Below are 13211 nucleotides of genomic sequence, written 5' to 3' on the forward strand. Positions count from 1 at the left end.
ATTCCGGGGGCCGAGAGCCATGGAAGGGACCGATCCGGTGAACAAGAAGCTCGCGGCCGCACTGTCCGGCGGTGCGGTACTGGTAGTGGCGGTGTCGGGATGCAGCGGCAGCAGCGGTGAGGAGGGGCCCGACCCCAAGCTGGTGTCCTGGGCCAAGACGGTGTGCGACGCGGTGCCCGGCCCCAACGCCAAGATCCGCTCGGCCAACGCCGAGATAGCGGCCATCGCCACGGACAGCAACCTGCCGCCCAAGAACGCGCAGAAGACGTACGCCGACGCCTTCCAGGGCATGGCCGACGGCTACAAGGCGCTCGCGGACGCGCTCGACACCGCCGGCGCGCCCCCCGGCGTCGACGGTGGCGCCAAGCTGCAGAAGGACGCGGCCAAGAACCTCGCCGGCCTGGCCACGTCGTACGCCGACCTGAAGAAGAAGGTCGACGGGCTCGACACTAAGAACCAGGGCAAGTTCGCCCGCGGTCTCAAGGAGGTCGCCGCCCAGTCGAAGGAGATCGGCAAGCAGAGCGACAGCGGCACGCAGGCGCTGAAGCGGCTGGAGCAGGAGGACGTCAAGAAGGCCATGGCCAAGCAGCCCAGCTGCAAGGTCGCCGCCTCCGCGTCCGCGTCCGCGCCGGCACCGGCGGCCGCGGGCTGACGTCGGCGGACGCCGCGCGCAGTCCGGCCACGGCGGGCTGACGTCGGCGGACGCCGCGCGCGCAGTCACAGTCGGCCCCGGGCAGCCGCCCCGGGCCACAATGGGGGCGTGACTGACTCCGGACTCGCTCCCCTGCCCGCTCCCGACCGGCCCGACATCGCCGCGCGTCTGAGGGACGCGCTGCTCGCCGCCTCCTTCACCGCCGACGGGCTGCTCGACCTGCTCGGCGCCGCCGCGTACGCGGCGCTGGCCCGCAGCGAGACCGTGCCCGCGCTCCGGGTGACCCGCGGCGACACGCCGCTGGAGACGCTCGTACGGCTGTTCCTGCTCCAGCAGCCGGTGCCGCACGCGCGCGTGGCGGCCGTGCTGCCGGTCGAGGAGGCCGTGGAGGCCGGCTGGCTCACCCGCGTGGGCGGCGACGAGGTGGCCGCCACCGTGGACGTACGGCCGTACGGCGGTCCCGGCGGCGAGGACTGGTTCATCGTCTCCGACCTCGGCTGCGCGGTCGGCGGGGCCGGCGGCATCGGGCAGCGCGCGGAGGGCGTCGTGCTGGGCGTCGGCGGCGCCTCGACGACCCTCGCCGGCATCACCGTCCGCACGCCCGCCGCCTCCGCCCTCGACCTCGGCACCGGCTCCGGCATCCAGGCCCTGCACGCGTCGCAGCACGCCACACGCGTGACGGCGACCGACCTCAACCCGCGCGCGCTGCACATCACGGCGCTCACGCTCGCGCTCTCCGGCGCGCCCGCCGCCGACCTGCGCGAGGGCTCGCTGTTCGCGCCGGTCCGGGACGACGAGACCTTCGACCTGATCGTCTCCAACCCGCCGTTCGTGATCTCCCCGCGCGCCCGGCTGACGTACCGGGACGGTGGCATGGGCGGGGACGATCTGTGCCGCTCGCTCGTTCAGGAAGCGGGGGAACGGCTGAACGAGGGCGGGTTCGCGCAGTTCCTCGCGAACTGGCAGCACGTGGCGGGGGAGGACTGGCAGGACAGGCTCAGGTCATGGGTACCGCGCGGGTGCGACGCCTGGATCGTGCAGCGCGAGGTGCAGGACGTCACGCAGTACGCCGAGCTGTGGCTGAGGGACGCCGGGGACCACCGCGGGGACCCGGCGGAGTACCAGGCGCGGTACGACGCCTGGCTCGACGAGTTCGAGGCGCGCAAGGTCAAGGCGGTCGGCTTCGGCTGGATCACCCTGCGCAGGACCGGGTCCGCCGAACCCGTGGTCACCGTGGAGGAGTGGCCGCACCCGGTGGAGCAGCCGCTCGGGGAGACGATCCGGGCGCACTTCGACCGGCTCGACTACCTCCGCACGCACGACGACGCGGCGCTGCTGGACAGCCACTTCAAGCTCGCCGCCGAGGTGGTCCAGGAGCAGGTCGGGCTGCCCGGCGCCGAGGACCCGGAGCACGTGGTGCTGCGCCAGCACCGCGGGATGCGCCGGGCGACGAAGGTGGACACGGTCGGGGCCGGCTTCGCCGGCGTGTGCGACGGCACGCTGAGCGCGGGCCGCATCCTGGACGCCATCGCGCAGCTCGTCGGCGAGGACCCGGTGCTGCTGCGCGACCGCACGCCCGCGCAGATCCGGCTGCTGGTGGAGCAGGGCTTCCTGGAGCCGGTGCGCTGAGCGGGACGCGCGGCGGGGTCCCGGGGCCGGCGCCGGTCCCGTGCCGTGCCCGGGGTGCCCGTGCCGTCGTAGGCGCGGTGCGCTCATCTGCTGAGCGGGGTGTCGGCGCCATCGTATGCCGGAGGCACGGGACCCGGGACGGCGCCGGCCGTGGCCGGCACGGGGTCCCTTTCGGAAAACGGCCGGAAAAATATGTGCACCGCGTCCCGCCCACCCCCATCCGATCGCATGTTCGAATTCACGGGGGCCGTCCGTTCACCCCGAAGTCGCCCTCCCGTCTCCCCCGCGTGCCACCCTCCCGGCGCTGGGGAGAGCTGACGGCAGGGAAGGGGTGGGCGGCCGGTGGAGAGTGGCCCGGCGATCTTCGCGGGAGTGGTGTTCGCCCTGTTCGGGGCCGGTCTGCTGGCCTGGACCGGGGTCCGTCTCCGGCGCCGGGAACCGGTCGCCCTCGGTGTGAGTCGTGTCGCATCAGCGGTGTCCGCGAGCACGGCCGGAACGCTGGCACTGGCCCTCGGTGTGTACTGCCTGACCCGGCTCTGAGACCGGCGGGCGCCATGTCCGCGGGGTAAGGGGAGCGTCACGCTCCGGACAGGGGCGCGGGGTGGGGCGGGCGGTCCGGGCGGCAGGAATGGCGGTAGTCGGGTTACCGTTCGAGTGGCCGTTGTGGGCTTTTCCCGTTTGACACGGGGGCGGGATGTAGCGTCACACTCCGCAGCGTCACACGAGCCAGCAGTACGCCGCGACCCCGGGACCAAGGCCTGGGGAGGCCCCAGCGTCGACCGGAGAGAAGAGCGAAGTTGTCCCCGACCAGCGAGACCGCACAAGGCGGTCGCCGACTCGTCATCGTCGAGTCGCCTGCCAAGGCGAAGACGATCAAGGGCTACCTCGGCCCCGGCTACACCGTCGAGGCGAGCGTCGGGCACATCCGCGACCTTCCCAACGGCGCCGCGGAGGTGCCCGAGAAGTACACCGGCGAGGTCCGTCGCCTCGGTGTGGACGTCGACCATGACTTCCAGCCGATCTATGTGGTCAACGCCGACAAGAAGGCCCAGGTCAAGAAGCTCAAGGACCTGCTGAAGGAGTCCGACGAGCTCTTCCTCGCCACCGATGAGGACCGGGAGGGCGAGGCGATCGCCTGGCACCTCCAGGAGGTCCTGAAGCCGAAGATCCCGGTCAAGCGCATGGTGTTCCACGAGATCACCAAGGACGCGATCCGCGAGGCCGTCGCCAACCCGCGCCAGCTCAACCAGAAGCTGGTCGACGCCCAGGAGACCCGCCGCATCCTCGACCGCCTCTACGGCTACGAGGTCTCCCCGGTGCTGTGGAAGAAGGTCATGCCCCGGCTGTCGGCCGGCCGCGTGCAGTCCGTCGCCACACGACTCGTCGTGGAGCGGGAACGTGAGCGCATGGCTTTTCGTTCCGCTGAGTACTGGGACCTGACGGGCACCTTCGCGACCGGCCGCGCGGGAGACCCCTCGGACCCGTCGTCGCTGGTCGCCCGCCTGCAGACCGTCGACGGCAGGCGGGTCGCGCAGGGCCGCGACTTCGACTCCCTCGGACAACTCAAGAGCGCGAACACCCTCCACCTCGACGAGGCGACCGCCCGCGCCCTCGCCGCCGCCCTGGAGAACACCCGCTTCTCCGTGCGGTCCGTCGAGTCCAAGCCGTACCGGCGCTCGCCGTACGCCCCGTTCCGTACGACGACGCTGCAGCAGGAGGCCAGCCGCAAGCTCGGCTTCGGCGCGAAGGCGACCATGCAGGTCGCCCAGAAGCTGTACGAGAACGGCTACATCACGTACATGCGTACGGACTCCACGACCCTGAGCGAGACCGCGATCTCCGCGGCCCGCGCCCAGGTCACGCAGCTGTACGGCGCCGACTACCTGCCGCCGCAGCCGCGCACCTACGCCGCCAAGGTCAAGAACGCGCAGGAGGCCCACGAGGCGATCCGCCCCTCGGGCGATCGTTTCCGCACGCCCGCGGAGACCGGCCTGACCGGCGACCAGTTCAAGCTGTACGAGCTGATCTGGAAGCGGACCGTCGCCTCCCAGATGAAGGACGCGACCGGCAACAGCGTGACCGTGAAGATCGGTGGTACGGCCGCCGACGGACGGGACGTCGAGTTCAGCGCCTCCGGCAAGACGATCACCTTCCACGGCTTTCTGAAGGCCTACGTCGAGGGTGCCGACGACCCGAACGCCGAGCTGGACGACCGTGAGCGCCGGCTGCCGCAGGTCACCGAGGGCGACGCGCTGTCCGCCGAGGAGATCACGGTCGACGGCCACGCCACCAAGCCCCCGGCCCGCTACACCGAGGCCAGCCTGGTCAAGGAGCTGGAAGAGCGCGAGATCGGCCGCCCGTCGACGTACGCGTCGATCATCGGCACGATCCTCGACCGCGGCTACGTCTTCAAGAAGGGCACGGCCCTCGTGCCGTCCTTCCTCTCCTTCGCCGTGGTCAACCTCCTGGAGAAGCACTTCGGGCGGCTCGTCGACTACGACTTCACCGCCAAGATGGAGGACGACCTCGACCGCATCGCCGCGGGCGAGGCCCAGGCCGTGCCGTGGCTGAAGCGGTTCTACTTCGGCGAGGGCCACGACGGCGTCGGCAGCGCGGCCGAGGCGGGCAACGGCGACGGGGACCACCTCGGCGGTCTCAAGGAGCTGGTGACCGACCTGGGCGCGATCGACGCGCGCGAGGTGTCCTCGTTCCCGGTCGGCAACGACATCGTGCTGCGCGTCGGCCGCTACGGCCCGTACATCGAGCGCGGCGAGAAGGACACCGAGCAGCACCAGCGCGCCGACATCCCGGCCGACCTGGCGCCGGACGAGCTGACCGTCGAGCTGGCCGAGGAGCTGCTGGCCAAGCCCAGCGGCGACTTCGAGCTGGGCACCGACCCGGCCACCGGCCACACGATCGTCGCCAAGGACGGCCGCTACGGCCCGTACGTCACGGAGATCCTCCCCGAGGGCACTCCGAAGACCGGCAAGAACGCGGTCAAGCCGCGGACGGCCTCGCTCTTCAAGTCGATGTCACTCGACACGGTGACGCTCGACGACGCGCTGAAGCTGATGTCGCTGCCGCGGATCGTCGGCACCGACGCCGACGGCGTGGAGATCACCGCGCAGAACGGCCGGTACGGCCCCTATCTGAAGAAGGGCACGGACTCGCGCTCGCTGCAGTCCGAGGACCAGCTCTTCACGATCACGCTGGAGGAGGCGCAGGCGATCTACGCCCAGCCGAAGCAGCGTGGCCGGGCCGCCGCCAAGCCGCCGCTGAAGGAGCTGGGCGAGGACCCCGTCTCCGGCAAGCCGGTCGTGGTCAAGGACGGCCGCTTCGGCCCGTACGTCACCGACGGCGAGACCAACGCGACCCTCCGCTCCGGCGACAGCGTCGAAACGATCACTCCGGAGCGTGGCTTCGAGCTGCTCGCCGAGAAGCGGGCGAAGGCTCCGGCCAAGAAGACCGCGAAGAAGGCGGCGGCGAAGAAGACCGCCCCGGCGAAGAAGACGGCCGCCAAGAAGACGGCGGCGAAGAAGACGACGGCGGCTGCCGCGAAGAAGACGACGGCGAAGAAGACCACCGCGAAGAAGGCGACGGCTTCCAAGGCGACGGCTTCGGGCGCGGAGGACTGACGGCGGCTTCGGGCGCGGAGGACTGACGGCGGGGCCCGGCGCGGGCGACCGACAGTGGGTCCGGCGCGGGGACTGGCATCGGGTCGTGGCGGCCACGGCCTCGCCGGGTGGCCGTGACGCCGGAGGCCGGCGTCTGCCCGGGGCGTGGCTGTCGCGGCGCCCTGCCCGCCTGCCCGGTGAATCGAGGCCGTGGTCTTCCCGCCAGGCCGCCGGCCTTCCCACCAGGTCCGGTCGGTGTCTTTCAGGTCCGGTCGGTGTCTTTCCGGGTTCGCCGAGCGAACGGGTCGGCATCGTCCGGTGCCCGGGCGGGCGGACGGCCGGACACGCGAGGTGTGGTGTCAGCGGCTGCGGATAGGCTGAACGCATGACGCGAGCCGAGCAGCCAACGGCCCACACCACAGCACCGGACGACGCCCTGGTCGCGGACTCCCGCGAGCGCGCCGTCCGTTCCCTGCTGCGCCGACCGCAGTTGAGGCGCCTGTGGAGCGCGCAGCTGGTGAGCGGTGTCGGCGACACCCTGTCCCTCCTCGTGCTGGTCCTCCTGGTCCTCCAGGCGGCCATAGCCGAGGGTGCCTTCGGCGGTGGGTACCGAGGCGTGGCGTTCGCAGTGGCGACCGTCTTCGCGGCCCGTATCCTCGCCGCGCTGCTCTTCGGCGCCGTACTCCTGGGCCCGCTGACCTCGCTCACCGCCCAGGAGGGCCCGCTCGACCGCCGCTGGACCATGGTCGGCGCCGACGGCCTGCGCGCCGCCCTGCTGATCGTCGCGCCCCTGTGGATCGACTGGACGCAGGACAACGCGCTCGCCGTCCTGCTGGTCACCGCCTTCGTCACCGGCGTCGCCGAGCGGCTGTGGACCGTGTGCCGCGAGAGCGCCGCCCCCGCCCTGCTGCCGGGCCCGCCCCCGGAGGGCGCGACGGTACGACCGCTTCCGGACCACCTGGACGCGCTGCGCCGCCTGTCGCTGCGGACGACCTTCCTGGCGGTGCCGCTGGCAGCCGCCGCCCTGGTCGTCGCCGCCCTGCTGAACAATCTGCTGGGCACGGGCGTGGCCTGGTTCGACCAGCACCAGGCGGCCCTCGGGTCGTATGTGGCGGCGGGCCTCTTCGCCGCCTCGCTCTCCGTTCTGACCTACCTGGAACTGCCCGACACGCGCACCCCGCGCGCGCGGTCCCCGCTGGAGGGCCTGCGCCGGCCGCGTACCGGAACCGGCGTCGACAAGGGCCGTACGGGCGCCATCCCGCTGCTCGTCCCGGCCTGCGCCGGAGTCGCCGGCGCGATCGCCGCGGCCGTCTCCGTGTGCGTGCTGCACGCCAAGGACCTCGGCGGCGGCCCGGTGCTCTACGGCCTGCTGGTGCTGGGCCTGACCGGCGGTGTCGTCGCCGGTATCCGTACCGCCCCCGCGCTGCTGCCCTCGCTCTCCCGCCGCCGCCTCCTGGCCCTGGCGATCGCCGTCACCGGCATCGCGCTGCTGGCCGCCGGGCTGGTTCCGGACGTCACCACGGTCCTGCTGATCGTCACGCTGGCCGGTGCCGCCGCGGGCGTGGCCGCCAACACCGGGCACACCCTGCTCGACCAGGAGACCGAGGACTACCGCAGGGCACGCACCACCGAGCACCTGCACGCGGTGGTCCGCGTCTTCATAGCGCTCGGCGCTCTGATCGCGCCCCTGGTCGCCGCGCTGATCGGCCCGCACCGGCTGGAGAACGGCAGGTTCGTCTTCGCGCACGGCGGTGCCGCCTTCACCCTGATGCTCGTCGGCGCGCTGCTCCTGCCGGTGGCCGCGCTGGTGCTCGCCAAGGTCGACGACCGCTCCGGCGTACCGCTGCGCCAGGACCTCAAGGACGCCCTGCTCGGCGGCGACGACCCGGTCACCGCCCCGGCGGCCAGCGGCTTCTTCATCGCCCTGGAGGGCGGCGACGGCGCCGGCAAGTCCACCCAGGCCGAGGCCCTCGCCGAGTGGATCCGCGGCAAGGGCCACGAGGTCGTGCTCACCCGAGAGCCCGGCGCCACCCCGGTGGGCAAGCGGCTCCGCTCGATCCTGCTGGACGTCTCCTCGGCGGGCCTGTCGCACCGCGCGGAGGCGCTGCTGTACGCCGCCGACCGCGCCGAGCACGTCGACACGGTCGTACGCCCCGCCCTGGAGCGCGGCGCCGTGGTGATCTCCGACCGGTACATCGACTCCTCCGTCGCCTACCAGGGCGCCGGCCGAGACCTGTCCCCGACCGAGATCGCCCGCATCAACCGCTGGGCCACCAACGGGCTCGTCCCGCACCTCACCGTCCTGCTGGACGTCTCCCCGGAGACCGCCCGCGAGCGGTTCACCGAGGCGCCGGACCGGCTGGAGTCGGAGCCGGCCGAGTTCCACGCGCGCGTGCGGGCCGGTTTCCTCACGCTCGCCGCCTCCGACCCCGGCCGCTACCTGGTCGTGGACGCAGGGCAGGAGCCCGAGGCCGTCACCACCGTGATCCGGCACCGCCTGGACACCGTGCTGCCGCTCTCCGAGGCCGAGATCAAGGCCCAGGAGGAAGCCCGCAGGAAGGCCGAGGAGGAGGCCCGCCGCAAGGCCGAGGAAGAGGCCGCCCGCAAGGCCGAGGAGGAGCGCCTGGAGCGCGAGCGCCAGGAGCAGCTCGCCCGCCTGCGCGCCGAGGAAGAGGAGCGCAAGCGCCGCGAGCTGGAGGAGGCGCAGCGGCGCGAGGCCGAACGGCAGGCGGAGGAGGCCCGGCAGCGAGCCGAGGAAGCGCGCCGGCGCGCGGAGGAGGAGCGGCAGCGGCTGCTCGCCGAGGAGAAGGCACGCGCCGAGGAGGAGGCCCGTCGCAGGGCCGAGGAGGAGCGGCGCCGCAAGCAGGCCGAGGAGGAGGCCAGGCTGCGGGCCGAGGAGGAGGCGCGGCAGGCGCGGCTGCGTGCCGAGGAAGAAGCCCGGCAGGCGCGGTTGCGTGCCGAGGAGGAGGCCCGGCGTCTGGAGGCGCAGCGCAAGGCCGAGGAGGCGCTGCTGCGCGCCGAGGAGGCCCGTCGGCAGGCCGCCGAGGCCGCGGCGGCAGCCGACGCGGCGGCCCGCAGGCCCAGCGCCCCCCTGCCCAAGGCGCCGGGCGTGGTCCCCGACGCGGCGACGGTCCCCACGCCGGTGGTGTCGCCCGAGGCGGCCGCGCGCGGCACGGACACGCGGGGCACGGACGACGAGACGAGGGTGCTGCGGCCCGTGCGCGAGGAGCGCGGCGGTCCTGCCGACTCGGAGAGTGGTCCTGCCGACTCCGAGATGACCGCCGAGCTGCCGCAGCCACCGGCGCCCTCCGGGCCGGCCGACGAGACCGCCGTACTGCCGCAGGTGCCATCGGTGCCGCCGGGCGCGGCGGACGAGACGGCCGTGCTGCCGCCGGTGTCCGTCGACGAGACGGCCGAGCTGCCCTCGGTGGCCCCGGGCGCGGCCGACGAGACCGCCGTCCTGCCACCCGTACGGAGCGACGCCCCGACGGACCGGGTGCCGCCCGGCTTCTTCCGCGACGAGCGGCCCGCCCCGGACCCCGACGGCTCCGAGCCCCGCACACGTGAGATGCCCCGGATCGACGCCGACGGCACCACGCGCGGCCGGCCGCGCTCCGACTGGGCCGAGGAGACCCCCTTGGACGACCTGCCCACACTCGCCGACGAGCTGCTGGGCTCGTACGACGAGGGCGAGCACGGCGACCAGCCCGGCGGCGAGGAACAGGGCCGCAAGGGCGGCGGCCGCGGCCGGGGCCGCCGAGGCTGACCGGCGGGTGCCTTCCGAGAGGGAGGGCGGGAGCGGACCGGGCTGCCCGGGCGCCGCCGCGGAAGGGCACCGGTGCTCGCGGTTGACGGGCCCCGGTGCGCGCGGGCCCCGGTGCGCGCGGGCCCCGGTGCGCGCGGGCACCGGGGAGGGCCGGCGTGGAGGAGGGGTTGCCGCGCGCCGGTGATCCGGGGAGCGTCGGCTTGGTCACCCCCGGCCCCTCACCCCTCCGCGACCGCCCCCGTTGTCAGTGCCCACCCCCACAATGGATGCGTGAGGCGGAGTGTGACGGAAGGGCGGCGTGACCCGTGAGCGTGTGGGACGACCTCGTCGGGCAGGAGAAGGTGAGCGCGGTGCTCGACGCCGCCGCGCGGGACGCCGACGCCCTCGTCACGGCCGCTGCCGCGGCCGAACCGCTGCCCGAGGCGTCGAAGATGACGCACGCGTGGCTGTTCACGGGCCCGCCCGGCGCGGGCCGGAACCAGGCGGCGCGGGCCTTCGCCGCCGCCCTGCAGTGCGTGAGCCCCGACCGCGCCCTCGGCGGCGCCCCCGGCTGCGGCTTCTGCGACGGCTGCCACACCGCGCTGCTCGGCACCCACGCGGACGTCACGACGGTCGCCGCGGTCGGCGCCGAGATCCTGGTCAAGGACATGCGGGACACGGTCCGCAAGTCGTTCACCGCCCCGGCGAACGGCCGCTGGCAGATCATCCTGGTCGAGGACGCCGAGCGGCTGAACGAGAAGTCGGCCAACGCCGTCCTCAAGGCGGTGGAGGAGCCCGCCCCCCGTACGGTCTGGCTGCTGTGCGCCCCCTCCATCGAGGACGTCCTGCCGACCATCCGCTCCCGCTGCCGCCACCTGAACCTGCGCACGCCCTCCGTCGAGGCGGTCGCCGACATGCTCGTACGGCGTGACGGCATCGAGCCGGAGGTCGCCGCCTCGGTCGCCCGGGCCACTCAGGGCCATGTCGACCGGGCCCGCCGCCTGGCCACCGACCCGGCCGCCCGCGAGCGCCGTGCCGCCGTGCTGAAGCTGCCGCTGCGGCTGGACGAGGTCGGCGCCTGTCTCCGGGCCGCCCAGGAACTGGTCGACGCGGCTGCCGAGGACGCCAAGCAGCTCGCCGAGGAGATGGACGGCAAGGAGACCGAGGAGCTGAAGGCGGCGCTCGGCGCGGTCCAGGGCGGCCGGATGCCGCGCGGTACGGCGGGGGTGATGAAGGACCTGGAGGACATGCAGAAGCGCCGCAAAACCCGTACGCAGCGCGACAGCCTGGACGTCGCCCTCGGCGACCTCACGGCCTTCTACCGCGACGTCCTCGCCCTGCAACTCGGCACGCGCGTGGCGATCGCGAACGCCGACGCCGAGGACGCCCTGGAGAGGCTGGCCCGCGCCAGCACCCCGGAGTCCACGCTCCGCCGCATCGAGGCGATCGCCGCGTGCCGCGAGGCCCTGGACCGGAATGTGGCGCCGCTGCTGGCGGTGGAGGCGATGACGATGGCCCTGCGAGCGGGGTGAGGCGAGGCCGGCCCCGGCCGTCGCGCCCGCGCACCCGTTAGGCACCGCGCACCTGTTCCACCCCGTGCATCGCCCCGCCCTTCGCCTCCTTGCCTCCCTGACCCTCCGCCGCTCTTCTGCCCCTGCCCCTGCCCCTGCCCGTGTCCGTGTCCCTGTTCCCTGTACCTGTACCGGTCCCCTGGACCTCGTAGTCCCTCGTACGGGCGACACAGCCCCGCGCCCACCCCCCCATCCTCCGTACGAGCCCATAAACACCACGCACAGCACCCAATGCATCGCGCAGCGTTACGCTCGTGCGATGCAGACCAGGCCAACCCCCCACCCGCCCCGTCGGCACCGCAGCACCAGCACCCGCACCGGCACCACTACCCGCACCGGCACTCGCACCCGTGCCCTGCCCCGGCCGGTGTTCCGCCTGACGGCCGGTTTCCTCGCGGCTGCCGCGCTGCTCGTGTCGGCCTGCTCCCCCGGGAACTCGACCACAGCGGCGGGCGGGACCGTGGAGGCGGCGCTCGCCGCGCTGCCGCGTTCGACGCCGTCGGCACTGACGCCGTACTACGCCCAGCGGCTGCGGTGGCGCGACTGCGGTGCCCCCGGGTTTCAGTGCGCGACGATGAAGGCCCCGCTGGAGTACGACAAGCCCGACGCGGGGGACATCCGGCTCGCCGTAGCCCGCAAGAAGGCCACCGGCAAGGCCGAGCCGCTCGGCTCGCTGCTGGTCAACCCGGGCGGTCCGGGCGGTTCGGCGGTCCAGTACCTCCAGCAGTACGCCGGCGTCGGCTACCCGGAGGAGATCCGCGCCCGTTACGACATGGTGGCGATGGACCCGCGGGGCGTCGCCCGCAGCGAGCCCGTCGAATGCCTCGGCGGACGGCAGATGGACGCGTACACGGAGACGGACCAGACCCCGGACGACCAGAGGGAGCGGGACGCGCTGGTCGCGGCCGACCGGAAGTTCGCGGAGAGCTGCGGGGCCCGCTCGGCGCGGCTGCTGCGGCACGTCTCCACCGTCGAGGCGGCACGCGACATGGACATCCTGCGGGCGGCGCTGGGCGACCGGAAACTGAACTACGTCGGGGCGTCGTACGGCACCTTCCTGGGGGCGACGTACGCCGGACTCTTCCCCGAGCGGGTCGGCCGGATGGTGCTGGACGGGGCGATGGACCCGTCCCTGAACGCGCGCAGGCTGAACCTCGACCAGACGGCGGGCTTCGAGACGGCGTTCCGGGCCTTCGCGAAGGACTGCGTACGGCACTCCGACTGCCCGCTCGGCGGGAGGGGCACGACACCCGCGCAGGTCGGTGAGCACCTGGAGGCGTTCTTCCGCAAGCTGGACGCCCACCCCGTCCCGGCGGGCGACGCGGACGGCCGCAAGCTGGGGGAGGCGCTGGCCACCACCGCGGTGATCGCGTCGATGTACGACGAGGGGGCGTGGGAGCAGCTGCGTGAGGCGCTGACCTCGGCGATGAAGGAGAACGACGGCGCCGGTCTGCTGGCCCTCTCCGACAGCTACTACGAACGGGACGCGAACGGCCACTACAGCAATCTGATGATGGCCAACGCCGCCGTGAACTGCCTGGACCTGCCGCCGGCCTTCACCGGCCCCGAGGGCGTCCAAAAGGCGCTCCCCGAGTTCGAGAAGGCGTCCCCGGTCTTCGGCCAGGGCCTGGCCTGGGCCGCGTTGTCCTGCACGTACTGGCCGGTGCGGGCGACGGGCGAGCCGCACCGCATCGAGGCGAAGGGGGCGGCGCCGATCGTGGTGGTCGGCACGGTCCGCGACCCCGCGACCCCGTACCGCTGGGCCCGCTCCCTGGCCGCCCAGCTCTCCTCCGGCCGCCTCCTCACCTACGACGGCGACGGCCACACGGCGTACGGCCGGGGCAGCGCCTGCATCGACAGGGCGATCGACACCTACCTCCTCCACGGCACCCCGCCACCCCCGGGAAAGCGCTGCTCATAGCCCCTCCCGCCGGCCCCGGAACCCCCGCTCCGGGGCCGGTACGAAGCACCCCCGGAAACTGTGTAGACTTACCGACGTT

At 73.5% G+C, this 13211-nt stretch carries 7 protein-coding genes; all 7 read left to right on the forward strand.

Going from position 1 to position 13211, the window contains the following annotated elements; all coding sequences use genetic code 11:
- The first annotated feature begins 37 nt into the window (after positions 1-37).
- Positions 38-652, forward strand: a complete 615-nt coding sequence (locus IEZ20_RS27350; protein ID WP_229896284.1) for a small secreted protein — start codon at positions 38-40, stop codon at positions 650-652.
- Between the two features lie 108 nt (positions 653-760).
- The gene (locus IEZ20_RS27355; protein WP_189303479.1) at positions 761-2281 is read left to right on the forward strand and encodes a DUF7059 domain-containing protein; all 1521 of its coding nucleotides are present in this window, start codon (positions 761-763) and stop codon (positions 2279-2281) included.
- 342 nt (positions 2282-2623) lie between these two features.
- The gene (locus IEZ20_RS27360; protein WP_189303481.1) at positions 2624-2821 is read left to right on the forward strand and encodes a hypothetical protein; all 198 of its coding nucleotides are present in this window, start codon (positions 2624-2626) and stop codon (positions 2819-2821) included.
- 257 nt (positions 2822-3078) lie between these two features.
- A complete protein-coding gene (topA, locus tag IEZ20_RS27365) occupies positions 3079-5916 on the forward strand; it encodes a type I DNA topoisomerase (protein ID WP_189303484.1) in 2838 nt (945 codons plus the stop codon).
- A 364-nt stretch (positions 5917-6280) separates the two neighbouring features.
- Positions 6281-9661, forward strand: a complete 3381-nt coding sequence (tmk, locus tag IEZ20_RS27370; protein WP_189303486.1) for a dTMP kinase — start codon at positions 6281-6283, stop codon at positions 9659-9661.
- Between the two features lie 305 nt (positions 9662-9966).
- A complete protein-coding gene (locus tag IEZ20_RS27375; RefSeq protein ID WP_189303488.1) occupies positions 9967-11172 on the forward strand; it encodes a DNA polymerase III subunit delta' in 1206 nt (401 codons plus the stop codon).
- 298 nt (positions 11173-11470) lie between these two features.
- Positions 11471-13132: an alpha/beta hydrolase gene (locus tag IEZ20_RS27380; RefSeq protein ID WP_189303490.1), complete on the forward strand. Its 1662-nt coding sequence runs from the start codon at positions 11471-11473 to the stop codon at positions 13130-13132.
- The last annotated feature ends 79 nt before the right edge of the window (positions 13133-13211 follow it).

Source organism: Streptomyces cinerochromogenes (assembly GCF_014648635.1).
In the GTDB taxonomy this organism is placed as follows: domain Bacteria; phylum Actinomycetota; class Actinomycetes; order Streptomycetales; family Streptomycetaceae; genus Streptomyces; species Streptomyces cinerochromogenes.

Excerpts from the sequence above, each read along its gene's own strand:
- tmk (WP_189303486.1), top strand. The coding sequence starts at position 6,281 with ATGACGCGAGCCGAGCAGCCAACGGCCCACACCACAGCACCGGACGAC.
- IEZ20_RS27380 (WP_189303490.1), top strand. The coding sequence starts at position 11,471 with ATGCAGACCAGGCCAACCCCCCACCCGCCCCGTCGGCACCGCAGCACC.